Source organism: Pusillimonas caeni, from assembly GCF_003545815.1.
GTDB lineage: Bacteria > Pseudomonadota > Gammaproteobacteria > Burkholderiales > Burkholderiaceae_B > Pusillimonas > Pusillimonas caeni.
Window position 1 is genome coordinate 620,208 of record NZ_PDUW01000001.1, and the last position, 24,805, is coordinate 645,012.

The window sequence follows — 24,805 nt, forward strand, 5'->3', positions numbered from 1 at the left end:
TCAGGCTTTCTTGACGGGGCGCGTCCAGCCCGGGATGGTTTTTTGCCCGCTGCGGGACAGCGTGAGCTGGCCCGCCGGCGCGTCCTTGGTGAGGGTGGTGCCGGCGCCCAGCGTGGCGCCGCGGCCCACCGTCACGGGCGCCACCAACTGGGTATCGGAACCGATGAAGGCGTCGTCCTCGATGACGGTCTGGAATTTGTTCACCCCGTCGTAGTTGCAGGTGATGGTGCCGGCGCCGATATTGACCCGCTCGCCCACCAGGGCATCGCCTATATAAGAAAGATGGTTGGCCTTGGCCTGGCGGCCGAGCCGGCTTTTCTTGATTTCGACGAAATTGCCCACATGCGCCTCGTCGCCCACTTCGGCGCCGGGCCGCAGACGCGCGTAGGGACCGATGCGGGCCTGCGCCCCGACGCTGGCCTGGTGCACATGGCTGAAGGCCTCGACCACCGTGCCCTCGCCGATGTCGGCCTGGCTGACGACACAGTGCGGCCCGATGCGCACGCCGTCCGCCAGAGAGACCTCGCCCTCGAACACGCAGCCCACGTCGATGAAGACGTCGCGCCCGCAGCGCAGGCTGCCGCGCAGATCGAAGCGGGACGGATCGGCCAGGGTGATGCCCTGTTCGAGCAGGCGGCGCGCCTGTTCGCCCTGCCAGATGCGCTCGAGCTGGGCCTGCTGGATCCGGCTATTGACACCCAGGGTCTCCCATGAGGCGTCGGCGTGGGCGGCGCTGACAGGAACGCCGTCCGCGACGGAGAGCCCCACGACGTCGGTCAGGTAGTACTCGCCCTGGGCATTGTTGTTGTCGATGCGGCCCAGCCAGTCCTTCAGGCGATCGGTCGGCGCGGCCAGGATGCCGGTGTTGACTTCGTCGATGGCGCGTTCGGCTTCGGAAGCATCCTTGTGCTCGACGATGCGCACGACCTGGCCGCGATCGTCACGCACGATGCGGCCATAGCCCGTGGGATCGGCAAGCTTCTCGGTGAGTACCGCCATGCCGTCGGCCCGGGCCTCGAGCAGGCGCGCCAAGGTGGCGGCCTGCACCAGCGGCACGTCGCCATAGAGCACCAGCGTGGTGTCGCGCCCCGCATCGCCCTGCAGCAGCAAGGGCACGGCTTGCTGGACGGCATGGCCCGTGCCCTGCTGGGGGCTTTGCACGACGAAGCTCAGGTCGGCATGGCCGGCGAAGGCCTGCTCGACGCGCTCGGCTCCGTGCCCGACCACGACTACGATGCGATCGGGCTCGAGTTGGCGGGCGTTGTCCAGGACGTGCGCAAGCATGGGTTTTCCGGCGAGCGGATGAAGAACCTTGGGCAGGTCCGACTGCATGCGCTTGCCCAGGCCCGCGGCCAAAATCACGATGTTCAGCATGGATTTCTATGAGACGAGTGTTGAAAACAATGAGTGGGCGGGGCGGCGGACGCGCCGCCCGCGTACGGTAAGCGAGGAATCAAGCCTTGCGGCTTTGGCGGACGGCCCGCTTGCGGGCCGAAGGGGCGGCCTTGGTCTTGGCCGCCGGGGCCGCGCCGGCCGCCGGCTTTGCCGAAGAGCCCGCGCGAGCCCGCTTGGCGGGGGCCTTGCGGGGCTTGTCGCCATTGGCGGCGTCCGACTGAGCCGGCTGGGCTGCCTGCATGCCGGCCACGGTGGCCGCCGCCAGCGTGTCGAATTGCTTTTGCAGCATGTTCCACCAGCCCTGGGCGGCGCCCGACAGCGCCGCCGGATCGGATTGAAGCGGGATGCGCTGGGCATCCGGGTCGGATGAGGAAGCCTGCGGCGTGTCGGCCCCTTCGCGCACCTGGGCCGGCGTCTTGATCTTGGCCTGGCCGGACGGCTTGATGCCCAGCGCCACTTCGAGCGGCGAAGGATTGTCGCCGGAATCGGCCGGCACGCCGGGCACGTTGGCGAAGGACTTGAGGGTGGCGATGGTGGCGCGCTGTACTTCGAGCGCCTGGATGGAGCTGGCCAGCATGGACATATTGATGCGCAGCCAGTTCTCGACCGCCCGCAGGTCGCTGATGCGGCGGTCCAGGTCTTCGGTGGCAAGCGCCGCGGAAATGGGCGGCTGGGTCAGTACGCCCGAGGTGGCCAGGCCTTGCCAGGCCTGACGCATCATTTCCATGCTGGCCAGCAAGGGGTTGTGCGACAAGTCGCCGGCCTGGCCGAATCCGGGCAGGGCAAAGGGGTTGCTGTTCTGGCTGTTCATGAGGGCTCCTAGCTGCATGGAGTTGGAAGCGATGGCCGATCTGCGTATGCTGTAAGCTTAAACTGAACAGACGCCCATCGTCTAATCGATGCAGCCTTCGACGCGGACCGGCGCGTCCAGCGAACCATGAAACGCCTATATCCCCTGACCGAACTGGAAGCCGCCATCAATTATTGGCGCAATCTTTCGCCCTCCCGGGGCGAGGAACTGGCCCTGTGCCCCCAGGCCGCGGCCCTGGCCGAGCCCTATGCGCTGATGATCTACGAGTCGCGCGGCGAAATCGAAGCCGAGGCGCTGTCGGACGAGGCGCGGCAGGCTCTGGCCGAGTGGGAAGCCGCGGCGCGGCGATGATTTTTGAATTTGACTCTTGGGCGTCGTCTGTATTCTTAAACGCCGCCGAAGGCGATGCTGTTTGGGCCGGTCGGTCGGGCGGTCCGAGGCAACGCCCTCCAACGCCCGGCCCAAACAGCATCGCCTCCGACGGCTTGCATCGGCGGCTGACCCAGGATGCAAACATCTTAAGCTGAGGCGTCTCGCATAAGGCAAGATCCAAATACTCCCCTGCCTCACAATAGAACACTAGCTTGTATGGCTTGCCCCGACATAAGCCGCTGGAGGCGGGACAGCTTGAAACGGGCGTTGGAGGGCGCTGCCTCGGACCGCCCGACCGACCGTTTCAAGCTGTCCCGCCTCCAGCGGCGTTTAAGGACTCAACTCAAATTAGCTACCTTCAAAAAACACCTCATTGAGACAGCAGCCGCCGTATCAGGCCTTCGATCACCACCAGCTCGGCCTCGACGGTGAAACGGCCTTCCTGTATCAGGGACCAGGCCTCGTCGATGGTGACCGCGCGGATCTCGTCGACCTCGCCGTCCTGATTGCTCATGGACACCGAGTCGTCCAGCACGCATTCGCTGACGAGCACATCTTCCACCTGGTAGCCCTCGGGCAGCCGCCGATGCATGCGCAGGATGATGCGCAGCGGAGAACGCTGTTTCAGATGTTCCGGCAGCAGCCCGGCCTCTTCCTGGCTTTCGCGCAGCAGCGAAGCGTCCAGGGTTTCCCCCGCGACGGCCAGGCCGCCGACCAGCGTGTCCCACATGCCGGGGTCGGTCGATTTGGCGGCCGAGCGCAGCGCAATCCACAGGCGGCCGTCCGGCGTCCAGGCGTTGAGGTGCACCGCGCGGGTCAGCATGCCCAGCGGCCGGATGGCGGCCCGCTCGATGACGCCCAGGGTCTTGCCCTCGCCGACCACGTCCAGCAGTTCGTCGCGCCAGGCACGCAGGCAGCCCGCATCGCGCATCAGCAAGGCGGCCTGCGCCAGCACCTGATTGATCTGCAGCCGGCGGCCGGCCGCCGCGCCGTCGATGCACACCGCCTCGGGCTCGATCCGCACGCCTTCGAGCGCAGCCAGCGCGCGCGTTGCGCGCGGCGTGATCCAGCCCGCGACGCGGCCCGTCACGGTCAGCGGCCGCGAGCCGGAAGGCGGCAATTGCTGGATGCGGGGCACGAGCCGGCCGTAGCGTTTCTCGAGCGTTGGAAGCAGCGATCTGGCTGGATGAGGGTTCATGCGGCAATTGTAATGTAAGGCCCTTTGCGCTTTACCAACGTCCGTCCAGAAGCCTAATATGTAGGGGGCGGCAACCAAGAGTTCGTCAGTTCGCTATAATTCTGCGGTCTCTAAGCAATTAAATCGAGCAGGCAGTCTTGAGGCCCAGCACCAGAAAAGCCTGCCATCCAATCATTGTGCCTTTTCCAAAGGGCGTCTCAATCACGCCTTGATTCGACTCGTCATTCGGCGAAGGCACTCCGTATTTCGAGGTCAGCATGAAGAAGTTGAGAGGGGTACTGGGAACAGGCGCAATGCTCATGGCAGGCGCAGCCAGTGCACAGGTCAAAGATATGCCCGGGGGCCCAAGGGTCAACCAGCTTAACCTCCCTCCGGGGGTAACGGAGATTTCCTACGACATCATGTGGCTGCACTGGATGATGCTCATCATCTGTACGGTCATTTTCATCGGTGTCTTCGGCGTCATGTTCTATTCGATCGTGATGCACCGCAAGTCTCGTGGCGCCAAGGCGTCCAAGTTCCACGAGCACGTGGGCGTCGAGGTCGCCTGGACCGTCATCCCCTTCCTCATCGTCATTGCCATGGCCCTGCCCGCCACGCGCACCGTGGTCGCCATGAAGGACACCTCCAGCGCCGACGTCACCATCAAGGCCACCGGCTACCAATGGAAATGGGGCTACGAGTACCTCGACGGCCCGGCCAAGGACGTCAAGTTCCTCTCCACGCTGTCCACGCCGCGCACCCAGATCATGGGCGCCGAGCCGCGCAGCGACACCTACCTGATGGAAGTCGACAACGAGCTGGTCGTTCCCGTCGACAAGAAGGTGCGCATCATCGTCACGTCGGCCGACGTCATCCACGCCTGGATGGTGCCCGACTTCGGCGTCAAGCAGGACGCCATTCCCGGCTTCCTGCGCGACACCTGGTTCCGCGCCCAGAAAACCGGCACCTACCGCGGCCAGTGCGCCGAGCTGTGCGGCAAAGACCACGCCTTCATGCCCATCGTCGTGCGCGTGGTCACCCAGGAAGAATTCGACGCCTGGGCGGCCGAGCAGAAGCAGGCCCTGGCCAGCGCAGCCGACGACCCCACCAAAGAGTGGACCAAAGAAGACCTGATGGCGCGCGGCGAAGCCGTGTACACCGCCAACTGCGTCGCCTGCCACCAGGCCAACGGCAAGGGCATGCCGCCCACGTTCCCGCCCCTCGAAGGCGACGAAAAATACGTCCTGGCGCCCAAGCAAGGCCAGATCGACACTGTGCTGAACGGTCACCCCGGCACCGCCATGGCGGCCTTCCGCGACCGGCTCAACGACGTCGAAATCGCTGCCGTCATTACGTATACGCGCAATGCATGGGCCAATGCCGGCAAAGGCGCGGACCCGGTCGTGCAGCCCGCCGACGTCACCGCTCAACGCTAGGACACGTCATGCGCACTGTAAATTCACACGTTTTCGTCGAGGCCGCCCGAAGCGGCGCCTCGATCCAGTAGGAAGGAGTCCACCATGAGCAGTGTTACTGCCGATCACGTACCCGCGAGCCACGGGCACGACGACCACCACGAAATGCCTCGTGGGTGGCGACGCTGGCTGTTCGCCACCAACCACAAAGACATCGGAACGATGTATCTCATCTTCTCGTTCCTGATGCTGCTCGAAGGCGGGACGCTGGCCCTGCTGCTGCGCACCGAACTGTTCGAGCCGGGCCTGCAGTTCTTCCAGCCCGAACTGTTCAACCAGTTCACCACCATGCATGGCCTGATCATGATTTTCGGCGCCATCATGCCGGCATTCGTGGGCTTCGCCAACTGGATGATCCCCCTGCAGATCGGGGCTTCCGACATGGCCTTCGCGCGCATGAACAACTTCAGCTTCTGGCTGCTGCCCGTGGGCGCCATCCTGTTCACGGCTTCGTTCTTCGTGCCCGGCGGCGCAACCGCCTCGGGCTGGACGATGTACGCCCCGCTGTCGCTGCAGATGGGCCCCGGCATGGACTTCGCCATCTTCGCGGTGCACATCCTGGGCGCCTCATCGATTATGGGCGCGATCAACATCATCGTCACCATCCTGAACATGCGCGCTCCCGGCATGACGCTGATGAAGATGCCCCTGTTCTGCTGGACCTGGCTCATCACCGCCTACCTGCTGATCGCCGTCATGCCCGTGCTGGCCGCGGCCGTCACCATGCTGCTGACCGACCGCCACTTCGGCACCGCCTTCTTCAACGCGGCCGCCGGCGGCGACCCGGTGCTGTACCAGCACGTGTTCTGGTTCTTCGGGCACCCCGAGGTCTACATCATGATTCTGCCGGCCTTCGGCATCGTGTCGGCCATCGTTCCCGCCTTTGCCCGCAAGCCCCTGTTCGGCTATGCCTCCATGGTGTACGCCACGGCCGCCATCGCCATTCTTTCCTTCCTGGTGTGGGCGCACCACATGTTCGCCACCGGCATGCCCGTAACCGGCCAGCTGTACTTCATGTACGCCACCATGCTCATCTCGATCCCCACCGGGGTCAAGATCTTCAACTGGGTGGCCACCATGTGGCGCGGCTCGCTCACGTTCGAAACCCCCATGCTGTTCGCCATCGGCTTCATCTTCGTGTTCACGCTCGGCGGCTTCACCGGCCTGATCGTGGCCGTGGCGCCCATCGACATCGCGGTGCACGATACCTACTACGTGGTGGCGCACTTCCACTACGTGCTGGTGGCCGGCTCGCTGTTCGCGCTGTTCGGCGGCGCCTACTACTGGCTGCCCAAGTGGACGGGCCGCATGTACGACGAGCGTCTGGGCAAATGGCACTTCTGGTCGACCATGATCTCGTTCAACGTCACGTTCTTCCCCATGCACTTCCTGGGCCTGGCCGGCATGCCGCGACGCTATGTGGACTACGCCGCGCAGTTCACCGACTTCCACCAGATCGCCACCATCGGCGCCTTCTGGTTCGGCCTGTCGCAGATCCTGTTCATGTACGTGGTGCTCAAGGCCTATGCGGGCCGCGGCGAACCCGCCGCCGCCAAGCCTTGGGAAGGCGCTGAAGGCCTCGAATGGACCGTGCCCTCGCCGGCGCCGTTCCATACCTTCGTGACGCCGCCCGTGGTCAAGTAAAAAACATCATGACGCCCGAACAACGCCGCCGCAACCGCATCGCAGGAATCATCCTGGCCATCATCGTCATCGCGATCTTTGCCTGGACCTTCGTGCGCGGTTCGGCGCTGATGAACTAGCTGCGCAACACCCATGACCGACGACATCCGCGAACTGTCGCAACGCAAGCTGAACTTCTTCCAGACGCTCAAGGCGGTGCTCTGGGGGTTCTTCGGCGTGCGCAAGGGCAAGGGCTACCAGGAAGACATTTCCAAGCTCAACCCCGTGCACCTTATAATCGCGGCAGTCATTGCCACCGTGCTTTTCGTAGTGGCCCTGGTCATGGTTGCCAAGTTCTTCATCAACCAGGCGGTTTAGCGTCCACATCAGCAATATTGGATAATTCGTAGGAGATCACCATGAGTGCAAGTCACTCGGCTCACGGCAACGAGGCGCCTTACTACTATGTGCCGGCCGATTCGCCGCATCCCGTCCGCGCCAGCTTTTCGCTGCTGCTGGCGCTGGTCGGCGCCGCCCTGTGGATCAACAGCTATGCCATCGGGCACTGGGTTTTTCTGCTTGGCATTCTGTCTTTGTTCGTCGTGCTGTTCGGCTGGTTCGGCGATGCCATCCGCGAATCCGAAGGCGGCCTGAACAGCGTGCGCGTCGACCATGCCTACCGCTGGAGCATGGCCTGGTTCATTTTTTCCGAGGTCATGTTCTTCGCGGCCTTCTTCGGCTCGCTGTGGTACGTGCGCACCATCACCACGCCCTGGCTCTCCGACCTGGAGCACCAGGCGCTGCTATGGCCTTCGTTCACCGGCGCCTGGCCCAATCTCGGACCCGCAGGCGTGGTCGAGGCCTTTGAAACCGTCGGCCCCTTCTGGCTGCCCACGATCAACACGGCCCTGCTGCTTACCTCGGGCCTGACGCTTACCATCGCCCACCACGCGCTGCGCGCCAGCCACCGCGGCAAGACGATCTTCTGGCTGGCCGCTACGGTCATCCTGGGCTTCCTCTTCGTGGGCTGCCAGGCATACGAGTACTTCCACGCCTACCACGAGCTCAACCTGCGCTTCGATTCGGGCGCCTATGGCTCGCTGTTCTACATGCTGACCGGCTTCCACGGCTTCCACGTCATCCTGGGCGCCACCATGCTGACGGTCATCCTGTTCCGCCTGATCAAAGGCCACTTCACGGCCGACCATCACTTCGGCTTCGAAGGCGCCGCCTGGTACTGGCACTTTGTCGACGTGGTCTGGCTCGGTTTATACTTGTTCGTTTACTGGTTTTAAGCCTTGCCATGCGGGGGCGCGCCAAGCGCCCTTTCGCACAGACGAAAAAGCCGGCCTGCGCCGGCTTTTTTTACGCTTTGAACACGTCGCGCACCGGCCGCGCCGGGGTGGCGGCATTGAAGCGCGGTACGGCCGCGAGGCCGGCCCGGGCATACGCCGGCAGAGCTATCTGAACACCACGCCGGTGCTTTCTATCCAGCCCAGGTGGTGCGCCAGCAGCACGAACAGAAACAGCGCAATGGAAAGGCCCACCCGCCACGTCAATGCGTATGCGGTGCGGCTGGTTCCGCCCTTGTCGCGCATGAGGTACACCAGCGCTGATGCCAGGCTGCCCAATATCCCGAGGAAAGCCAGGATAACGATGATACGCATGTAGGTTCTCCGATGAAACCAGAATTATTGCAGACATGGCCCGCCCTTACCTGAACGCCCGCCGCATTGCCGCCCTGGCGCTGCTGGCCCTGGTTGCCGCCGCATGCGTGGCATTGGGCAACTGGCAGCTGGACCGCGCCGCCGAGCGCGACGCCATCTCGCGCGCCATCGAAAGCGGGCGACAAAGCGCGCCGCTGGCCCTGGGACCCGACACGCCGCCCGGGCAGTTTCAGGACTGGCGCCAGGCCCAGGCCGGCGGAACATGGCTGCACCGCTTCACAGTACTGCTGGACAACCGGAATTTCAATGGCCGGCCCGGTTTCTGGGTGGCGACCCCATTGCTGCTCGACGACACGGATGACACCGCCGTGCTGGTGCTGCGCGGCTGGGTCGCGCGCCCCGTCAATCCCGGCGAGCGCCTGCCCGACCTGGCGCCGCCCGCCGGCACGCAGGCGGTTTCGGGCCAGCTGCGGCAGCGCGTGCCGCGGCTTTTCGAGCTGTGGTCCTTCAGCGGCCGCGATCCCAACGCCCTGCCCCGGGCCTTTCCGGCGGCCGATGGCGCGCCCCCGCGCGTGCAGAATCTGGACCTCGCGGACTATGCCGCCGCAACTGGCTTAAAATTACTTCCCGTCGTGCTGGAACAGACCTCCGACGAAGCGGCCGGACAGGGCGCCGCCCTGGTTCGCGACTGGCCGCTGCCGCCTACCGATTCAGACACCAACCGCGGCTATGCGCTGCAATGGTTCAGTTTTGCCGCCATTGCCGTCATCGCCTGGATCGTGATCGCCTGGCGCGCACTGCGAAGGCGCGCCGCGAAATCCGGCGCCCGCTAGCCATTGACACCCAACCCCCTCCACAGCAAGGAATTCTCGTGGACAGCAACCCTCGCACCGCTTCCGCCGCACCGGCGAAACCGCGCTCCATCCAGCCCCTGGTCTGGATCGTCATCGTGTGCCTCGCGCCCATCGTGTTCGCTTTGCTGGCCTATTACGTGCCGGCGCTGGGGCTTCGTCCCGACGAAGCCAACAACTACGGCAAGCTCATCAGCCCGCAACGCCCGGTACCCAGCGCCGAAGCCCTGGGCCTCAGAACCGAAGACGGACAGCCCTTCGACCTGGCCAGCCTGAAAGGGCAATGGGTGCTGGCCACGGCGGACCAGGGCGCCTGCCCGGAATCCTGCGTCACCAAGCTGTTCATCCTGCGCAACTCGCACGCCAGCCAGGGCAAGAACGTCGAGCGCCTGTCGCGCGTCTGGTTCGTGACGGACGACGCCCCCATTCCCGAACAGGTTCTGGAAGCCTACAAGGGCACCATCATCCTGCGCGTCGACCCCGAAAAGCTGGCCGGCTTCCTGACGCCCGGCGCTTCCGCACCGGCGCAGCAGGCGCTGGCCGCGCCGATGTGGATCATCGATCCGCTGGGCAACCTGATGCTGGAATTCCCCGAGAACGCCGACCCCGTCAGCGTGCGCAAGGACATCAGCAAGCTCGTTTACAACTCGCGCATCGGGTAGGGGCATGGTCGACCGCATCAAAGCCCGCTATCGCAAGCTGGTCTACCTGACCTGGTTCCTGACGCTGGACCTCATCATGTTCGGCGCCTTCGTGCGGCTGACCGACTCGGGCCTGGGCTGTCCCGACTGGCCGGGCTGCTACGGCAAGATCACCCCCATCGGGGCCTCGCAGCATATCCAGGAGGCCTATGCCGCCATGCCCTACGGCGCGGTCAGCTTTCCCAAGGCCTGGATCGAGATGATCCACCGCTATGTGGGCTCGCTGCTGGGCCTGATGATCATCGCCATCGTGTATCTGGCATGGCGCCACCGCAAGGTGCTGGGCAACACGCCCCGCCTGGCGGTCTTTACCCTGATCGCCGTCTGCGTCCAAGGCGCTTTCGGCGCCTGGACGGTCACGCATCAGCTGATGCCCATCATCGTTACCACTCATCTGCTGGGCGGCATGGGCCTGCTGGCCCTGATGACTTGGCTGGCCGCGCGCGAGAAGCCCCACCCCGTCGTACAGGTACGAACCGCGGCCTACCTGCCCTGGATGGCAGCGGGATTGGCGCTGCTGTTCATCCAGATCGCCCTGGGCGGCTGGGTCAGCACCAACTATGCGGCGCTGGCGTGCATGGATTTCCCCACCTGCCACGGCGAATGGCTGCCCCCCATGGACATGCGCAGCGGCTTTTCGCTGATTCGCGGCCTGGGCCAGCTGCCTTCGGGGGAAATGATCTCGCAGCAGGCGCTGACGGCCATACACTGGGTGCACCGCAATTTCGCCTTCATCGTCTTTTTATATGTGGGCACACTGGCGTTCAAGCTGCGCCGAGACCCGGGCCTGGCCGGGCCGGCCACCCTGCTGCTGGCGCTGCTGCTGGCCCAGCTTCTTACCGGGCTCACCACCATCTTTTTTGAATGGCCCCTGCTGATCGCGGTGCTGCACAACGGCGGAGCCGCCGGCATGGTGCTGGTCAGCGTCACCCTCATCGTGCGCCTGTACCGCGCGGGCCGGGCTAAAATAGCGTCATGACAAGTCTATCCGCCTCTGAACCGTCGCTGGTGCGCCAGTATCTGGTGCTGACCAAACCGCGCGTCACCCAGCTTGCCGTATTCTGCGCCATCATCGGCATGTTCCTGGCCAGCCCGGGGCTGCCCGACCTGGGCCTGGTGGCGGCGGGCACCATCGGCATCTGGCTGCTGGCCGCCGCGGCGTTTGCCATCAATTGCCTGATCGAACAGGAAATCGACGCCAAGATGGCCCGCACCGCGCGGCGCGCGACCGCCCGCGGCACCATCACCAATATGCAGGTGCTGGTTTTTTCGGGTGTGCTGGGCGGCCTGGGCATGCTGGTCCTGTACCACCTGGTCAACCCGCTGACCATGTGGCTCACCTTCGCCACCTTCGTGGGCTACGCCGTCATCTACACCATCATCCTCAAGCCCAGAACGCCGCAGAACATCGTCATCGGCGGGCTTTCGGGCGCCATGCCTCCGGCGCTGGGCTGGGCCTGCATCGCCAATGCCGTGCCGGCCGAAGCATGGGTGCTGGTGCTGATCATCTTCATCTGGACCCCGCCCCACTTCTGGGCCCTGGCCCTGTACCGCGACAACGACTACGCCAAGTCGGGCCTTCCCATGCTGACCGTCACCCACGGCAACCAGTTCACGCGGCTGCACATACTGCTGTATAGCCTGGTGCTGTTCGCCTCCACCCTGCTGCCCTTCATGGTGCGCATGAGCGGCCCTTTGTACCTGGCCTGCGCCGTGGTGCTCAGCGGCATGTTCGTGCGCTATGCGTGGCACCTATACAAAGACTACAGCGACGCCCTGGCGCGCAAGCTGTTCCGTTTCTCCATTCTGTACCTGGCCCTGGTCTTCGGCGCCTTGCTGATCGACCACTGGGTCATGCTGGCGCTGTAGCGCCGACGCCCTGTTTTACCGCTTCACCCGTTTCGTCTACGGAGCCCGTATGTCATCGTTTTTTTCGCTTCGCACCTTGTTCGCCGGCCTGGCCTGCGCCATGGCCCTGACGTTGGCGGCCTGCGGTGAAGCCGAGTTCCGCGGCAGCGACATCTCGGGCACCAAGCTGGGCGCCGAGACGGCCATGGTGGACGACGGCGGACAAGCTCGCACGCTGGCCGATTATCGCGGCAAAGTGCTCGTGGTGTTCTTCGGATTCACGCAGTGCCCCGACGTGTGCCCCACTTCGATGTCCCAGCTTGCCCATGCCATGAAACTGCTCGGGGACGACGCCGGCAAAGTGCAGGTGCTGATGATCTCAGTCGACCCCGAGCGCGATACGCCCGAAGTGCTGAGCAGCTACGTCAAGGCCTTCGACCCCTCGTTCGTCGGCCTGACAGGCACGCCGGAGCAACTGGCCACGACGGCCAAGTCGTTCCGCGCCCATTACGCCAAGGTGCCGGGCGCAACGCCTGACGACTACACCATGGACCATGGTTCGTCGTTCTACATTCTGGATCAGTCCGGCGAAGCCCGGGTGCTGCTGCGCGGCGACGCACCGGCCGAAGACGTGGTCCATGACGTGCGCGAATTGCTGTAATTCAGAATTGGACCTGGCGCTTTGCGGCACGGCGGGGCGGCTCGCGCAAAGCGGCCGTCCCTACGTTTTCGCAGGCAAAAAAAGGGACACCTTGTTGGTGTCCCGTAAGCATCCGCTTCGAAAGGGAGGGGATTGAGGAGAAGCAGAAGCGGACGTTAGAACAAAATACAACCGGAGTTGTACTCAGCATTGCTCATAATGTTTAGTCCGCCGCTGTTGGCTTTAGTTCGACTCTTTTCCGGCCATTTTTGCATCAATATGTAAATTATTCGCTGAGCGCCGCCCGCATCTTCTTGAATGCCGCCGCCTCTATCTGGCGGATGCGCTCGGCCGAGACGCCGAATTCGGCAGCCAGTTCGTGCAGCGTGGCGCCGCCTTCATCCTGCAGCCAACGCGCCTCGACGATGCGGCGCGAGCGGTCGTCCAGGCCTTCGAGCGCACTCATCAAGCCACTGCCCTGCAGGTCGTCGAGCGCACGGCGCTCGAGCACCCGGGAGGGTTCGTCGCCCTCGTCGGACAGATAGGTGATGGGCGCGAAGCCGTCGGCCTCGTCCTGCTGGGTCTCGAGCGCCATTTCCTGCCCCGAGAGGCGGACTTCCATCTCGCTGACGTCTTCGGGGCGCACATTGAGTTCGCGCGCGATATCGTCCACCTGTGACGGATCGAGCGTGTGGCCGTCGGGCCGCATGCGGCGCAGGTTGAAGAACAGTTTGCGCTGGGCCTTGGTAGTGGCAATTTTGACCATGCGCCAGTTGCGCACGATGTATTCGTGGATTTCAGCCTTGATCCAGTGCACGGCGAACGACACCAGACGCACCCCGCGGTCGGGGTCGAAACGCTTGACGGCCTTCATGAGGCCGACGTTGCCTTCCTGGATGAGATCGGCGTGCGCAAGGCCGTAGCCCAGGTACTGGCGTGAAATCGACACGACCAGTCGCAGGTGGGACAATACGAGCTGGCGGGCGGCGTCCAGGTCGGACTCGTCGCGCAGCCGGCGCGCAAGGTCGCTTTCCTGCTGCTGGGTGAGCATGGGCAGGCGGTTGACCGCTCCAATATAGGCTTCGATCGTGCCCAGCGCGCCCGGATTGGACACAGCCATGGCCAGCGCGTTGTTCGACAGAGCCAAAGATTGGGTTTGTGTTGTCATCAGTTCGGACTATCCTTTGGGATGTTGGATCAACAACAGATAAATTATATTAGCACTCTCGATGCGCGAGTGCTAACTCTAAGACCCCGGACAGGGCCAAAAGTTCGTTACATTCCTTGTTGACGAGCCCGCAATCCCCATGCCCGCATCTGCGCGCAATCAAACCTACATGATAATCATTATTGTTTGATGTAGAATGCCAGATCGTCACTCGCCGACTCCAGGGGCATGAAAGCTTCTTCCTCACCGCAGCGCCGTTCGTACTGGCTGAAGACCTTGCATCAATGGCATTGGATGAGCGCCGCGCTCAGCCTGGCCGGGCTGATCGTGTTCGCCGCCACGGGCATCACGCTGAACAACGCCGCGTGGATCGAAGCCAGTCCCAAGGTCGAGACCCTGACCGCCACGATGCCGGAAGAGGTTCTGGCGGTGCTTGCCGAACGCGCCGGCGGCCCGGACAAGGGCCCCTTGCCAGCGCGGGCCGAGCAATGGCTGGACCAGCAATTGAACATACATATCAGGGGCCGCGCGGCCGAGTATTCCCCCGATGAAATCTACGTGGGCCTGCCCGAGCCGGGCGCGGATGCCTGGCTGGTCGTCAGCCTGCCGGACGGCGAGGTCGAATACGAACGCAGCGCCCGGGGCTGGGTCGCCTACTTCAACGACCTGCACAAAGGCCGCAATACCGGCGCCGCCTGGAGCTGGTTCATCGATGTGTTCGCCGCCGCCTGTCTGGTGTTCGCCGTCACGGGCCTGTTCCTGATGACCATGCACGCGGCCAACCGCAAGGCCACCTGGCCCCTGACCGGGCTGGGCGTATTGATACCCCTCATCCTCATGCTGCTATGGGTGCACTAACCATGAAACTATCGCTGAAAACCACGCTGGCCTGCGCACTGGCAGGCGTTTATACCGCCCCTCTCCATGCCGCCGGCCTCGCCATCGAAGTCGAGATACCGCGCATCCAGGTGGCGGAATACCATCGCCCCTATGTCGCGGTGTGGCTGCAAAGCGCCGACCGCCAGACCGTGCGCGACATCGCCGTCTGGTACGACTACAAAATGCCCAAGGAAGAAGGCAAGAAGTGGCTGAAAGACCTGCGGCAATGGTGGCGCATGAGCGGCCGCAGCCAGGACCAACTGGCCGACGGCGTGACCGGCGCCACACAGGCGGCCGGCAAGCACACCATCCAGGTCGCCGCCACGCATCCGGCCTTGGCCGACCTGCCGGCGGGCGACTATGAAGTGATCGTAGAAGCCTCGCGCGAAAAGGGCGGCCGCGAAGTGCTGCGCCTGCCCCTGGCCTGGCCGCAGGCCGCCACAGTCGACGCCCAAGGCGAAAGCGAACTCGGCCGCATCCAGGCCACCGTTACACCCTGACCCTTTTCCACTTTTCGGAGCAAGAACCCCATGAAGCGCATCATCCCAGCCTTTTTCGCGGCCGCCCTCCTGGTACCCGCCACATCTTTCGCCCACGATCGCTGGCTCGAACCCTCGTCCACGGTGCTGTCCGGCGACGATACTTATATCACCGTCAGTGCAGGGGCAGGGAACGACAAGTTCTACTACAACCATAACCGCCTCGCGCTGAACAACCTCGCCATTACCGGACCCACCGGAAAGAGCGTCAAGGCGGAAAACGAATTCGAAGGCAAGCTGCGCAGCGTCTTCGACGTGAAGCTGACTGAAGACGGAACCTATCGCATCGCCCTGGCTTCGGACGGCGGCGTCTTCGCTCGCTGGAAAGAAGGCGATGCGAACAAGCGCTGGTTCGGCAAGGCCGAAGGCCTGGAAAAGAATGTGCCCAAGAACGCCCAGGACCTCGTGGTGCTCGAGCGCGTCGATCGCATCGAGACCTTCGCCACTAAAGGCAATCCCACCGAGCTCGAACAGGTGAAGAAAGGCCTGGCGCTTTCCGGCGACACCCATCCCAACGATCTGTATGCGGGCGAAACCGCCCAGTTCGTGCTCACCCTGGATGGCGAACCGGCCAAGAACCTCGAGGTCGAAATCGTTCGGGACGGCAGCCGCTATCGCGATTCGGTGGAAGAGATCGCCGTCAAGACCGACGAACAGGGCCGCTTCGAAGTCAAGTGGCCCCAGGCCGGCCTGTACTGGCTGCACGCCGACCTGAAGGACTCCAAAACGTCGATCAAGGCTGCCAGCGAGCGCGCCGTTTCCTATGTGGCCACGCTCGAAGTCCTGCCGCAGTAAAGCCATGAGCAGCACGGACGCCGCCTCGCAAGCCTATGCATCGCTGGGCGGCGCCAGCATGGGAACCACCTGGTCGGTGAAGTTCCTCGATCCGGGCCTGGACAGGCGCCGCCTGCAGGGCCGGGTGCAAGCCGCGCTGGACGAGATCGTGGCCCAGATGAGCACCTGGGATGCAGACAGCGCCATCAGCAGGCTGAACCGCGCCGAGCCGGGCTGGTATCAGGTTGCGCCGGCGTTCTTCGGCGTGCTGAAGCAGGCCCTGGAACTGGCGGCGGCCACCGAGGGCGCCTACGACCCCACTGTGGGCGCCCTGGTGGATCTCTGGGGCTTCGGCCCGCCGGGCCCCGTCGACTCGCCGCCCTCCCAGGCCGCCATCGATGCGGCCCTGGCACGAAGCGGCTGGCAACGCACCGAACTCAATGCCGAATACCGGGGCGTCTGGCAGCCCGGCGGCCTGCAATTCGACTTGTCCTCCATCGCCAAAGGCCATGGCGTGGACGAGATAGCGCGCGTGATGGCCGAGGCCGGTGTGCGGCATTGCCTGGCGGAACTGGGCGGAGAGCTGAAGGCTTTCGGCCTCAGCCCGTCGGGCGCCCCCTGGGAAGTGGAAATCGAGTCGCCCGGACTGGGGCCCGACCGGCTGCCCGTCAGGCTGGGCGACGCCGCCATCGCCACCTCGGGACATTACCGCCGCTATTTCACGCATCAAAGCCGGCGCTATGCCCATACGCTGGATCCGCGCACCGGCGCGCCGCTTTCCGACGACCTGGTGTCGGTCACCGTCATCCATGCGCAATGCATGGCGGCCGACGGCCTGGCCACCGCCCTGCTTTCCCTGGGCCCCGAGGCAGGCCCTTCATACGCCCGGCGACAAGGCCTCGCGGCCATGTTCATGACACGGCACGACGCCGATTTCGCGGTCGAATGGACAGACGAGTTCGCCGACCTGGCCGGAGCCAATACCGCTTGATCATGTCTCTTGAAGTCCTATCCGCCCTTGCAGCGGTCGCGGCCTGGCTGCTGCTGACCTGGTTCACCCTGATCAGGCCCGCCAGGCGGCGCGCCGCGGCGACCATCCCCGCCGGCACCGCCCATGACCGCGCACGCACCGCCGTGGTCTACGCCAGCCAGACCGGCACCGCCATCGAGCTGGCCCAGCGCACCGTCCAAGCCCTGGGCCGGCAGGCCGTCCTGCTGCCCATAGACCGTGTCATGCCGGACCAACTGGCCGGCTACGAACAGGTACTGTTCATCGTAAGCACCTACGGCGAGGGCGATGCGCCGGACATGGCCCAGGCTTTTCATGCGAGCATGCTGGCCCCCGAATCCGACGGCGTGGAGCTGAGCGGGCTTCGCGCCGGAATATTGGCGCTGGGCGACAGCAGCTACCACCACTTCTGCGGTTTCGGCATGGCGCTGGACGAATGGCTGCAGCGCCGGGACGCCACCTTGCTGTTCGACACGATACGGGTCGACCGGGGCGATCCGCGCGCGCTCGCCGCCTGGAGCGAACAGCTTTCCCGCCTGTTCCAGGTGCAACTGGACGCCGACGTGCGCTTCGATGCCTGGACACTGGTCGAACGCAGCACCTCGAATCCCTCCGGCGCGGGACAGCCCTGCCATGAACTGCACTGGCGTCCCGCGGAAGGCGCGCCCCTCGAATGGCGGGCGGGCGACATTGCCAAGATACAGATCGGCGACAGCGGGGAACACCGCGAATACTCCATCGCATCGACCCCCGCCGAAGGCGTGCTGCGGCTGCTGGTGCGCGAACATCGGCGGCCCGATGGATCCCTGGGGCTGGGCAGCCGCTGGCTGGGTTCGGAACTGGCGCCGGGCGGCGCTGCCAGCCTGCACATACGGTCCAATCCGCTCTTTCGCGCGCCCGAGGACGACCGTCCGGCCATCTTCGTGGGCAACGGCACGGGCATCGCCGGGCTGAGGGCGCTGCTGCAGGAAAGGGTGGAGCGCGGCCATCATGACAATTGGCTGGTCTTCGGCGAGCGCACGCGCGCCGGCGATTTCCATTGGGGCGACGTGCTCGAAGCCTGGCTGCGGCAGGGCAGGCTGCGCCGCATGGACCTGGCCTTCTCGCGCGATCAGGCCGAAAAGCGCTATGTCCACCATCTGCTGCGCGAAGCGGCCGCCGACCTACGCGAATGGGCGGGCCGCGGCGCGGTGCTGTACGTGTGCGGCAGCAAGGACGGCATGGCCCAGGATGTGGACCAGGCCCTGCGAGACATTCTGGGCCTTTATGGCTACGACGCGCTGGTGCAGCGACACGGCTATCGCCGCGACGTGTACTGAACTTCAGCGCTTGATGATGTCGCGCAGCATGTCGACCAGCCGGTCGGCGTGATCGGGGTCTAGCTTTTCGAGCAGTCGATGCTGGTGCTGCATGGCCCGGTCGCACAGGCCGCTGATGAGCCGTGTGCCTTTGGGCGTGATCTTGACCAGGGTCTGGCGCCGGTCGACGCGGGAGGTCTTCAGGGTGACCAGGCCCTCGGACTCCAGCCGCGGCAGCACCTTGCTGAGGGTGGGCTGTTTTGTAACAGCCAGTTCAGCCAATTCGCCCACCGTCTCGCCCTCGCCCTCGATCAGGCTGCCCAGCACCCGCCACTCGGTCACGGTAAGGCCGGCCTTGCGCACCTCTTTGTGGAATTCCTCGGAGATTCGGTGGCTGGCCAGCGCCAGCACGGACGCCAGGTAGCGATGTACGAATCGAGGCTGCGCGCCGTCATTTTGCATAGAATATTCCTTGTCGGCCACAGTGCCGCGGACGGGCTCCGCGAGCCGGTTTCCATCCCGCGAAAATCGTATTCCAATTGAAAAGAGGCGTCAATGTAATGGTTTGCCCTGATACACAAGCACCTGTTCTTTAAATTAAATTTCTATAATCCATGAATTTTCATGTTTTTATTGACAGCGCTTTACGTCAAACCTAAATTAACTGGAAAAGCCGGCGATTTCCGCGCGGCGACTCCGGTATTTATGCTTTACCGCTGCCGGTAGAACCCCCCCTCTCTCTTTGTGGAGACACCATGGCAGAACGTTCATTCAAGAAAGAAGTACAGCAGCTTCGCATCGCCCCCGGCGAAGAATTCCGCGGCGAAGGCATTCTGGCCGTCACCAAGGCCCTGCTGCAATCCGGCGTCAGCTACGTCGCGGGCTATCAGGGCGCGCCCATTTCGCACCTGATGGACGTGCTGGCCGACGCGCAAGACATCCTGGAAGAGCTGGGCGTGCACTTTGAGGCCAGCGCCTCCGAAGCCACGGCCGCCGCCACGCTCGCCGCGTCGGTGATGTATCCCGTGCGCGGCGCCGTTACGTGGAAATCCACCGTCGGCACCAACGTCGCCTCCGACGCCCTGGCCAACCTGGCCTCGGGCGGCGTCAAGGGCGGCGCGCTGGTCATCGTCGGCGAAGACTACGGCGAAGGCTCGTCCATCATGCAGGAGCGCACCCACGCCTTTGCCATGAAGTCGCAGATCTGGCTGCTCGACCCGCGTCCCAACCTCGAAAGCATGGTCGACGCGGTCGAAGACGGCTTCCAGCTTTCCGAGGCCAGCAACACGCCGGTGATCCTGCAACTGCGCATCCGCAGCTGCCACGTGCACGGCCGCTTCATCACCAAAGAAAACAAGCGCCCCCAGTACACCCTGGCGCAGGCGCTCGACAATCCCGAGCGCGACGTCAGCCGCATCGTGCTGCCTCCGGCCTCTTTCCTGCACGAACAAGAAAAAGTCAAGAACCGCTGGCCCGCGGCGGTCGAATTCATCAAGCAGAAAAAACTCAATGAATTCATCGACGGCGACCTGAAGGACATCGGCCTGATCCTGCAGGGCGGCCTGTACAACGGCGTCATCCGCGCCCTGCAGCTGCTGGGCCTGGCCGACCACTTCGGCAACAGCCGCATTCCGCTGTACATCATGAACGTCACCTATCCGGTGATCGACGACGAAGTCGCCGAGTTCTGTCGCGACAAGAAGGCCGTGCTGATGCTCGAAGAGGGCCAGCCCAACTACATCGAGCAGAACATCGCCACCATCCTGCGCCAGCGCGGCGTCGATGCCCTGCTGGAAGGCAAGGGCGTGCTGCCGGTGGCCGGCGAATACACCACCGCCGTCATGCGCGACGGCCTGCAGGCCTTCCTCGAGAAGCACCACCCCGAATCCCTGCCCGTCATCGAGGCGCCGGCTGAAGCGCCCCCATCCGGCCTGTCGGTCGTCGCCCCCTCGACCGAGGCCACCGCTACCGCCACGGCGACCGCCACCATGCCCGAGGTCGAAGAAGACGGCGACCTGGCCATCGAAGAAGACCATCCCGGCGACGGCGGCGCGGCCAATGGCGATGCCCTGCGGGCCGCGCCCACCGTCATACCCCGGGTCCAGCCCATGCAGGTGGACCAGGTGGCGCGCAAGCCTTCGGTACAGCCCATCAACTTCCAGCGCCAGGTCAGCGAACTGGCCCAGGTGGTGCCGCCCCGGCCCGCCGGCTTCTGCACCGGCTGCCCCGAGCGCCCGGTGTTTTCGGCGCTTAGCCTGGCTCAGGAAAAACTGGGCGAACACCACATCGCCTGCGACATCGGCTGTCATCTGTTTTCCATTCTGCCGCCGTTCAACCTGGGCGCCACCACCATGGGCTACGGCCTGGGCGCCTCCAGCGCGGCGGCCTTCAACGTGCCCTCGTCCAAGCGCTCCATCTCCATCATGGGCGACGGCGGCTTCTGGCACAACGGCCTGGCCTCGGGCATCGGCAACGCCGTCTTCAACAAGTACGACGGCGTCATCATCATCATCGACAACTTCTATGCCGCCGCCACGGGCGGGCAGGACATTCTCTCGTCCCGCGCCTTCAACAAAAGCCGCGCCACCAACAACCCCATCGTCGACGCCGTCAAGGGCGTGGGGGTCAAATGGGTGCGCGTGCTCGACCGCACCTACAGCGTCTCGAAGGTGCAGGCCACCATCGAAGAAGCGCTGACCACGCCCGAAAAAGGGCCCAAGGTCATCATCGCCCAGTCCGAGTGCATGCTGAACAAGCAGCGGCGCCTCAAGCCGCAATTCCGCGCGGCGGTCAAAGAAGGCAAGCGGGTCGTCAAAGAGCGCTTCGGCGTCGACCCCGACGTGTGCACCGGCGACCATGCCTGTATCCGGCTCTCGGGCTGCCCGTCGCTCACCATCAAAGACAGCGGCGACCCCCTCAAAGAAGACCCCATCGCCCACGTCGACAACACCTGCGTCGGCTGCGGCAACTGCGGCGAAGTCGCCCATGCCGCCGTGCTGTGCCCCTCGTTCTACCGGGCCGACCTCATCCATAACCCGACTCAGTGGGATCTGTTCAAGGCCAAGGTGCGCCAGCGCGTCATCGGCCTGCTGCAATCGCGCCGCAGCCAGCGCCTGAATCAATATTCGTTCTAAGAGCCGAGCCATGACAAGCACTACATTCCACGTGGGTTCGCCCATCAAGATCGCCATCCTGGCCATGGGCGGCCAGGGCGGCGGCGTCCTGGCCGACTGGATCGTCGACATGGCCGAGCACGCCAGATGGTGGGCGCAGACCACCTCGGTGCCGGGCGTCGCCCAGCGCACGGGCGCCACCATCTACTACGTCGAAATGCTGCCCGAGTCCGAGGTCGAAGCGGCCGGCAGGCCGCCCGCGCTGGCCATGATGCCCACCCCGGGCGACGTCGACCTGGTGGTGGCGGCCGAACTCATGGAAGGCGGCCGGGCCATTCAGCGCGGCCTGGTCACCCCCGACCGCAGCACCCTCATTTCATCCTCGCACCGCAGCTACGCGGTGGGCGAAAAATCGGCGCGGGGCAACGGCATCGCCGACTCGAACAAAGTCATCGAAGCCGGCCAGGCGGCCTCCAAGCGCTTCATCTGCGTCGACCTGCAGGCCCTGGCCGACCAGGCCGGCAGCGTCATCAGCGCCAGCCTGTTCGGGGCCGTCGCCGGCAGCGGCACCCTGCCCTTCACGCGCGAAGACTTCGAAGAAACCATCCGCCGCGGCGGCGTGGGCGTCGAAGCCAGCCTGCGGGCCTTCGCCCTGGGCCTGGAGGCGGCCGCCAACGCCCCGGCGGTGCCGGCCCGCGTCGATACCGAAAGGCCGGCGCCCGAGGTGCCCGACACGGCCTCGCATCCGCGCATCCGCAAACTGCTCGACGATCTGCGCCAGAATTTCCCCGCCGTCGCCCAGTCCATGCTGGTGGCCGGCCTGCGCCGCACCATCGACTTCCAGGACCCGGCCTACGGCGCCAAATACCTGGACCGCGTCCGCGCGCTCTGCAAGCTCGACGAACAATACGGCGGCCAGGCCAAGGGCTGGGCGCTGACCACCGCGGCGGCCCGCTACGTGGCCGTGGCCATGGCCTACGACGACGTCATCCGCGTGGCCGACCTCAAGACCCGTGCCGCGCGCTTCGAACGCGTGCGCGGCGAAGTCGGCGCCAAGTCGGACCAGCTGCTGTACACCACCGAATACATGCATCCCCGGGTGGAAGAACTGTGCGGCACCATGCCCGCCCCGCTGGGGCGCTGGGTCGAGAACTCCAAGTTCGCCAGCGGCCTGCTGGGCCGCTTCTGCCGCAAGGGCCGCTTCCTGCAAAGCGGCACTCTGTCGGGCTTTCTCATGCTGTACACCCTGGCCGGCATGCGCCGCTTCCGGCGCAGCACCCTGCGCCACCGCATCGAGCTCAAGAGCCTCGAGGCCTGGCTGCGCCTGATCGAGGAAACCGTGCCGGTCGATTACGACCTGGCCGTCGAGATCGTGAACTGCCGGCGCCTGGTTAAGGGCTATAGCGACACGCACGAGCGCGGCGAAAGCAAGTACCGCCGTCTCATCGCGGCGGCCACCGATCTGCGCGGACGCCCCGACGCCGCCCAGCGCCTGCGCGAACTGCGCGAGGCCGCGCTGGCCGACGACAAGGGCACCAAGCTGGACACCATGCTGGCCGAAGACCTGAAGCTGGCGGCATAACCCTGGCCCGTGCCCTCGACAGGCACGGGCCATTGTCCTCGACGAGGCTATCATGAGCTATCGCAACAACCCCGAAGCCATACAGGCATTGGTGCGCCCCACCGAAGTCCACAAAGACCTCTTCATCGACGACGAGATCTTCCAGCTCGAGATGGAGCATCTGTTCGCCAATGCCTGGGTCTATGTGGGCCACGCCAGCCAGGTGCCCAATGTCGGCGACTACTTCACCACCACGGTGGGCGACCAGCCGGTGGTGATGGTGCGGCACAACGACAACACCGTGCGCGTGCTGCACAATCGCTGCCCGCACAAGGGGGTGATGGTCGTCAACGACCCTTGCGGCAATACCGGCAAGTTCTTCCGCTGTCCGTATCACGCCTGGTCGTTCAAGACCGACGGCGCCCTGCTGGCCCTGCCTCTCAAGCGCGGCTACGACCCCGACGTCTTCAAGCAGACAGAAGCCTCGCAAGGCATGGCCCAGGTCGAGAACGTGCGCAACCACCGCGACTTCATCTTCTGCCGCCTGAGCCCCGAGGGCCAGAGCTTCGAGGAATTCTTCGGCGAATCGCTCAGCACGCTCGACAACATGGTCGACCGTTCTCCCGAGGGCAAGCTGGAAGTCGCCGGCGGCGTGCTGCGCTATATGCACGACTGCAACTGGAAGATGCTGGTCGACAACCAGACCGACACCTGCCACCCCATGGTGGCCCACGAGTCTTCCGCCGGCACCGCCGTGCGGGTCTGGAACGAGGCCCCCGAGGGCACGCCCAAGCCGATGGCGGTCGAGCAGTTCGCGCCCTTCATTTCGTCGTATGAGTTCTTCGAAGGCATGGGCATCCGGGTCTGGGAAAACGGCCACGGCCATACCGGGGTCAGCGACTCCATCCACGCGGCCTATTCCGACATCCCCGGCTACCAGGAAAGCATGGTCAAGGCCTATGGCGAGGAGCGCGCCAAGCAGATCCTGGGCGACGTGCGCCACAATACCACCTACTTCCCCAACATCATGGTTAAGGGTCCCATCCAGACCCTGCGCATCTTCAAGCCGCTGGCGCCCAACAAGACCCTGGTCGAGTCCTGGACCTTCCGCCTGGTGGGCGCGCCCGACAAGCTGCTGGAGCGCACGCTGATGTACAACCGCCTCATCAACGCGCCCACTTCCATGGTGGGCCACGACGACCACGAGGTCTACGAGCGCGCCCAGCACGGCCTGCACTCGCGCGGCCGCGACTGGGTCAATGTGGCGCGCCTATACGACCCCACCGAAGAAGGCCGCAAGAACGAAGTCACCAACGGCACCAACGAATGGCAGATGCGCAACCAGTATCGCGCCTGGGCCCGTTACATGACCGCCGACATGCAACAGAAGGAGCCCGCATGAGCGCCATCACCGACCAGCAACTCGTCGATTTCGTCTATGCCGAGGCGCGCATGCTGGACGAACAGCAATTCGAGGCCTGGCTCGAGCTGTTCACCGAAGACGGCTATTACTGGATGCCGCTGGCGCACGGACAGACCGATCCGCGCCTGCATGCCTCTTTGCTGTATGAGGACAAGCTGCTGCTGCGCGTGCGTGTCGAACGCCTGGCGGGCCAGCGCACCTTCTCCCAGCAGCCCAAGAGCCGCAGCCATCATCTGCTGGCCCGGCCCGAGATCGAAACCGGGCACGAGTGGCACGCCCCCGATCGGGGGCAATACGTGGTGCGCACGGCTTTCCACTATGTCGAGGCACGCCAGGACCAGCAGACGCTCTTCGCGGGCTGGTCGGTCCATCAGCTGATCGCGGCCGAGGACGGGCTGCGCATCAAGCAAAAGCGCGTCGATCTGGTCAATTGCGACTCCGCCATGCGCAGCATTCAACTTCTCATGTAACAAAAAGG

Annotated in this window: 27 protein-coding genes; 20 read left to right on the forward strand and 7 right to left on the reverse strand. The window is 64.7% G+C overall.

The annotated features are described in order from the left end of the window. On the reverse strand, window positions 1–1,374 hold the full coding sequence (gene glmU, locus CSC67_RS02905) for a bifunctional UDP-N-acetylglucosamine diphosphorylase/glucosamine-1-phosphate N-acetyltransferase GlmU (protein WP_118992995.1): 1,374 nt from the start codon (window positions 1,372–1,374) through the stop codon (window positions 1–3). Window positions 1,375–1,453: 79 nt separating this feature from the next. Then, entirely contained in the window at window positions 1,454–2,206 is a 753-nt protein-coding gene (locus tag CSC67_RS02910; RefSeq protein WP_118992996.1) for a PhaM family polyhydroxyalkanoate granule multifunctional regulatory protein, read from the reverse strand. 126 nt (window positions 2,207–2,332) lie between these two features. Here CSC67_RS02910 and CSC67_RS02915 point away from each other — a divergent pair, with 126 nt between their 5' ends. After that, window positions 2,333–2,557 (forward strand): DUF3717 domain-containing protein, encoded by a 225-nt coding sequence (locus CSC67_RS02915; RefSeq protein WP_118992997.1) that lies wholly within the window; start codon window positions 2,333–2,335, stop codon window positions 2,555–2,557. A gap of 391 nt (window positions 2,558–2,948) precedes the next feature. On the opposite strand, the gene CSC67_RS02920 is transcribed toward CSC67_RS02915, so the two are convergent. Both CSC67_RS02920 and CSC67_RS21300 read right to left on the reverse strand, forming a co-directional pair. Further along, the gene (locus CSC67_RS02920; RefSeq protein WP_118992998.1) at window positions 2,949–3,776 is read right to left on the reverse strand and encodes an NUDIX hydrolase; all 828 of its coding nucleotides are present in this window, start codon (window positions 3,774–3,776) and stop codon (window positions 2,949–2,951) included. 118 nt (window positions 3,777–3,894) lie between these two features. Then, window positions 3,895–4,077: a hypothetical protein gene (locus tag CSC67_RS21300; protein ID WP_167752694.1), complete on the reverse strand. Its 183-nt coding sequence runs from the start codon at window positions 4,075–4,077 to the stop codon at window positions 3,895–3,897. Here CSC67_RS21300 and coxB point away from each other — a divergent pair. The 5 genes from coxB (at window position 4,034) to CSC67_RS02945 (ending at window position 8,151) form a co-directional block, all read left to right on the forward strand. After that, a complete protein-coding gene (gene coxB, locus CSC67_RS02925) occupies window positions 4,034–5,194 on the forward strand; it encodes a cytochrome c oxidase subunit II (RefSeq protein ID WP_118992999.1) in 1,161 nt (386 codons plus the stop codon). The two genes, CSC67_RS21300 and coxB, sit on opposite strands and share 44 nt — an antisense overlap. Window positions 5,195–5,278: 84 nt before the next feature. Further along, window positions 5,279–6,877 carry a cytochrome c oxidase subunit I gene (gene ctaD, locus CSC67_RS02930; RefSeq protein WP_118993000.1) on the forward strand — a complete coding sequence of 533 codons (1,599 nt, stop codon included), beginning with the start codon at window positions 5,279–5,281 and terminating at the stop codon, window positions 6,875–6,877. 8 nt (window positions 6,878–6,885) lie between these two features. Beyond that, window positions 6,886–6,996 carry a cytochrome oxidase small assembly protein gene (locus tag CSC67_RS21445; protein WP_017525246.1) on the forward strand — a complete coding sequence of 37 codons (111 nt, stop codon included), beginning with the start codon at window positions 6,886–6,888 and terminating at the stop codon, window positions 6,994–6,996. Window positions 6,997–7,009: 13 nt separating this feature from the next. Further along, complete coding sequence (locus tag CSC67_RS02940; RefSeq protein ID WP_118993001.1) at window positions 7,010–7,234, forward strand: DUF2970 domain-containing protein; 225 nt, start codon at window positions 7,010–7,012, stop codon at window positions 7,232–7,234. 41 nt (window positions 7,235–7,275) lie between these two features. Beyond that, a complete protein-coding gene (locus CSC67_RS02945; RefSeq protein ID WP_118993002.1) occupies window positions 7,276–8,151 on the forward strand; it encodes a cytochrome c oxidase subunit 3 in 876 nt (291 codons plus the stop codon). A gap of 165 nt (window positions 8,152–8,316) precedes the next feature. Here the strand turns inward: CSC67_RS02945 and CSC67_RS02950 are convergent, their stop codons facing one another. Continuing rightward, complete coding sequence (locus CSC67_RS02950) at window positions 8,317–8,523, reverse strand: twin transmembrane helix small protein (protein ID WP_118993003.1); 207 nt, start codon at window positions 8,521–8,523, stop codon at window positions 8,317–8,319. Window positions 8,524–8,558: 35 nt separating this feature from the next. Here CSC67_RS02950 and CSC67_RS02955 point away from each other — a divergent pair, with 35 nt between their 5' ends. Genes CSC67_RS02955 through CSC67_RS02975 form a run of 5 tightly spaced genes read left to right on the forward strand, consistent with a single transcriptional unit; the run spans window position 8,559 to window position 12,584 of the window. After that, a complete protein-coding gene (locus CSC67_RS02955; protein ID WP_118993004.1) occupies window positions 8,559–9,356 on the forward strand; it encodes an SURF1 family protein in 798 nt (265 codons plus the stop codon). A gap of 38 nt (window positions 9,357–9,394) precedes the next feature. Continuing rightward, a complete protein-coding gene (locus CSC67_RS02960; RefSeq protein ID WP_118993005.1) occupies window positions 9,395–10,036 on the forward strand; it encodes an SCO family protein in 642 nt (213 codons plus the stop codon). A gap of 4 nt (window positions 10,037–10,040) precedes the next feature. Then, window positions 10,041–11,054 (forward strand): COX15/CtaA family protein, encoded by a 1,014-nt coding sequence (locus tag CSC67_RS02965; protein ID WP_118993006.1) that lies wholly within the window; start codon window positions 10,041–10,043, stop codon window positions 11,052–11,054. Continuing rightward, window positions 11,051–11,944: a heme o synthase gene (gene cyoE, locus CSC67_RS02970; RefSeq protein WP_118993007.1), complete on the forward strand. Its 894-nt coding sequence runs from the start codon at window positions 11,051–11,053 to the stop codon at window positions 11,942–11,944. The genes CSC67_RS02965 and cyoE overlap by 4 nt, the downstream gene beginning before the upstream one ends. Window positions 11,945–11,993: 49 nt before the next feature. After that, on the forward strand, window positions 11,994–12,584 hold the full coding sequence (locus CSC67_RS02975; protein WP_118993008.1) for an SCO family protein: 591 nt from the start codon (window positions 11,994–11,996) through the stop codon (window positions 12,582–12,584). Between the two features lie 265 nt (window positions 12,585–12,849). On the opposite strand, the gene rpoH is transcribed toward CSC67_RS02975, so the two are convergent. Next, a complete protein-coding gene (rpoH, locus tag CSC67_RS02980; protein WP_118993009.1) occupies window positions 12,850–13,731 on the reverse strand; it encodes an RNA polymerase sigma factor RpoH in 882 nt (293 codons plus the stop codon). Window positions 13,732–13,959: 228 nt separating this feature from the next. Between rpoH and CSC67_RS02985 the strand changes: the two genes are divergently transcribed. The 5 genes from CSC67_RS02985 to CSC67_RS03005 are packed head-to-tail and all read left to right on the forward strand — an operon-like array spanning window position 13,960 to window position 18,251. Continuing rightward, window positions 13,960–14,589, forward strand: a complete 630-nt coding sequence (locus CSC67_RS02985) for a PepSY-associated TM helix domain-containing protein (protein WP_118993010.1) — start codon at window positions 13,960–13,962, stop codon at window positions 14,587–14,589. 2 nt (window positions 14,590–14,591) lie between these two features. Continuing rightward, window positions 14,592–15,110: a DUF2271 domain-containing protein gene (locus CSC67_RS02990; protein ID WP_118993011.1), complete on the forward strand. Its 519-nt coding sequence runs from the start codon at window positions 14,592–14,594 to the stop codon at window positions 15,108–15,110. Between the two features lie 30 nt (window positions 15,111–15,140). Then, on the forward strand, window positions 15,141–15,944 hold the full coding sequence (locus tag CSC67_RS02995) for a DUF4198 domain-containing protein (protein WP_118993012.1): 804 nt from the start codon (window positions 15,141–15,143) through the stop codon (window positions 15,942–15,944). 4 nt (window positions 15,945–15,948) lie between these two features. Further along, entirely contained in the window at window positions 15,949–16,914 is a 966-nt protein-coding gene (locus CSC67_RS03000; RefSeq protein ID WP_118993013.1) for an FAD:protein FMN transferase, read from the forward strand. A gap of 2 nt (window positions 16,915–16,916) precedes the next feature. Further along, window positions 16,917–18,251 carry a sulfite reductase subunit alpha gene (locus tag CSC67_RS03005; protein ID WP_167752733.1) on the forward strand — a complete coding sequence of 445 codons (1,335 nt, stop codon included), beginning with the start codon at window positions 16,917–16,919 and terminating at the stop codon, window positions 18,249–18,251. 3 nt (window positions 18,252–18,254) lie between these two features. Here CSC67_RS03005 and CSC67_RS03010 read toward each other — a convergent pair whose 3' ends face one another. After that, window positions 18,255–18,692 carry a MarR family winged helix-turn-helix transcriptional regulator gene (locus tag CSC67_RS03010; RefSeq protein ID WP_118993015.1) on the reverse strand — a complete coding sequence of 146 codons (438 nt, stop codon included), beginning with the start codon at window positions 18,690–18,692 and terminating at the stop codon, window positions 18,255–18,257. 293 nt (window positions 18,693–18,985) lie between these two features. On the opposite strand from CSC67_RS03010, the gene CSC67_RS03015 reads away from it, so the two are divergent. The 4 genes from CSC67_RS03015 to CSC67_RS03030 are packed head-to-tail and all read left to right on the forward strand — an operon-like array spanning window position 18,986 to window position 24,797. Continuing rightward, window positions 18,986–21,364, forward strand: coding sequence for a ferredoxin family protein (locus CSC67_RS03015; RefSeq protein ID WP_118993016.1), 2,379 nt, complete (start codon window positions 18,986–18,988; stop codon window positions 21,362–21,364). A 10-nt stretch (window positions 21,365–21,374) separates the two neighbouring features. Next, entirely contained in the window at window positions 21,375–22,925 is a 1,551-nt protein-coding gene (locus CSC67_RS03020) for an indolepyruvate oxidoreductase subunit beta family protein (protein WP_118993017.1), read from the forward strand. 49 nt (window positions 22,926–22,974) lie between these two features. Then, window positions 22,975–24,306 (forward strand): aromatic ring-hydroxylating dioxygenase subunit alpha, encoded by a 1,332-nt coding sequence (locus CSC67_RS03025; RefSeq protein ID WP_118993018.1) that lies wholly within the window; start codon window positions 22,975–22,977, stop codon window positions 24,304–24,306. After that, window positions 24,303–24,797 carry an aromatic-ring-hydroxylating dioxygenase subunit beta gene (locus CSC67_RS03030; RefSeq protein ID WP_118993019.1) on the forward strand — a complete coding sequence of 165 codons (495 nt, stop codon included), beginning with the start codon at window positions 24,303–24,305 and terminating at the stop codon, window positions 24,795–24,797. The genes CSC67_RS03025 and CSC67_RS03030 overlap by 4 nt, the downstream gene beginning before the upstream one ends. Window positions 24,798–24,805: the final 8 nt, after the last annotated feature.

Bases quoted from the DNA above. Each gene is read 5' to 3' on its own strand.
- glmU (WP_118992995.1), bottom strand. From the start codon at position 1,374: ATGCTGAACATCGTGATTTTGGCCGCGGGCCTGGGCAAGCGCATGCAG.
- CSC67_RS02910 (WP_118992996.1), bottom strand. From the start codon at position 2,206: ATGAACAGCCAGAACAGCAACCCCTTTGCCCTGCCCGGATTCGGCCAG.
- CSC67_RS02915 (WP_118992997.1), top strand. From the start codon at position 2,333: ATGAAACGCCTATATCCCCTGACCGAACTGGAAGCCGCCATCAATTAT.
- CSC67_RS02920 (WP_118992998.1), bottom strand. From the start codon at position 3,776: ATGAACCCTCATCCAGCCAGATCGCTGCTTCCAACGCTCGAGAAACGC.
- coxB (WP_118992999.1), top strand. From the start codon at position 4,034: ATGAAGAAGTTGAGAGGGGTACTGGGAACAGGCGCAATGCTCATGGCA.
- CSC67_RS21300 (WP_167752694.1), bottom strand. From the start codon at position 4,077: ATGAGCATTGCGCCTGTTCCCAGTACCCCTCTCAACTTCTTCATGCTG.
- ctaD (WP_118993000.1), top strand. From the start codon at position 5,279: ATGAGCAGTGTTACTGCCGATCACGTACCCGCGAGCCACGGGCACGAC.
- CSC67_RS21445 (WP_017525246.1), top strand. From the start codon at position 6,886: ATGACGCCCGAACAACGCCGCCGCAACCGCATCGCAGGAATCATCCTG.
- CSC67_RS02940 (WP_118993001.1), top strand. From the start codon at position 7,010: ATGACCGACGACATCCGCGAACTGTCGCAACGCAAGCTGAACTTCTTC.
- CSC67_RS02945 (WP_118993002.1), top strand. From the start codon at position 7,276: ATGAGTGCAAGTCACTCGGCTCACGGCAACGAGGCGCCTTACTACTAT.
- CSC67_RS02950 (WP_118993003.1), bottom strand. From the start codon at position 8,523: ATGCGTATCATCGTTATCCTGGCTTTCCTCGGGATATTGGGCAGCCTG.
- CSC67_RS02955 (WP_118993004.1), top strand. From the start codon at position 8,559: ATGGCCCGCCCTTACCTGAACGCCCGCCGCATTGCCGCCCTGGCGCTG.
- CSC67_RS02965 (WP_118993006.1), top strand. From the start codon at position 10,041: ATGGTCGACCGCATCAAAGCCCGCTATCGCAAGCTGGTCTACCTGACC.
- cyoE (WP_118993007.1), top strand. From the start codon at position 11,051: ATGACAAGTCTATCCGCCTCTGAACCGTCGCTGGTGCGCCAGTATCTG.
- CSC67_RS02975 (WP_118993008.1), top strand. From the start codon at position 11,994: ATGTCATCGTTTTTTTCGCTTCGCACCTTGTTCGCCGGCCTGGCCTGC.
- rpoH (WP_118993009.1), bottom strand. From the start codon at position 13,731: ATGACAACACAAACCCAATCTTTGGCTCTGTCGAACAACGCGCTGGCC.
- CSC67_RS02985 (WP_118993010.1), top strand. From the start codon at position 13,960: ATGAAAGCTTCTTCCTCACCGCAGCGCCGTTCGTACTGGCTGAAGACC.
- CSC67_RS02990 (WP_118993011.1), top strand. From the start codon at position 14,592: ATGAAACTATCGCTGAAAACCACGCTGGCCTGCGCACTGGCAGGCGTT.
- CSC67_RS02995 (WP_118993012.1), top strand. From the start codon at position 15,141: ATGAAGCGCATCATCCCAGCCTTTTTCGCGGCCGCCCTCCTGGTACCC.
- CSC67_RS03000 (WP_118993013.1), top strand. From the start codon at position 15,949: ATGAGCAGCACGGACGCCGCCTCGCAAGCCTATGCATCGCTGGGCGGC.
- CSC67_RS03005 (WP_167752733.1), top strand. From the start codon at position 16,917: ATGTCTCTTGAAGTCCTATCCGCCCTTGCAGCGGTCGCGGCCTGGCTG.
- CSC67_RS03010 (WP_118993015.1), bottom strand. From the start codon at position 18,692: ATGCAAAATGACGGCGCGCAGCCTCGATTCGTACATCGCTACCTGGCG.
- CSC67_RS03015 (WP_118993016.1), top strand. From the start codon at position 18,986: ATGGCAGAACGTTCATTCAAGAAAGAAGTACAGCAGCTTCGCATCGCC.
- CSC67_RS03020 (WP_118993017.1), top strand. From the start codon at position 21,375: ATGACAAGCACTACATTCCACGTGGGTTCGCCCATCAAGATCGCCATC.
- CSC67_RS03030 (WP_118993019.1), top strand. From the start codon at position 24,303: ATGAGCGCCATCACCGACCAGCAACTCGTCGATTTCGTCTATGCCGAG.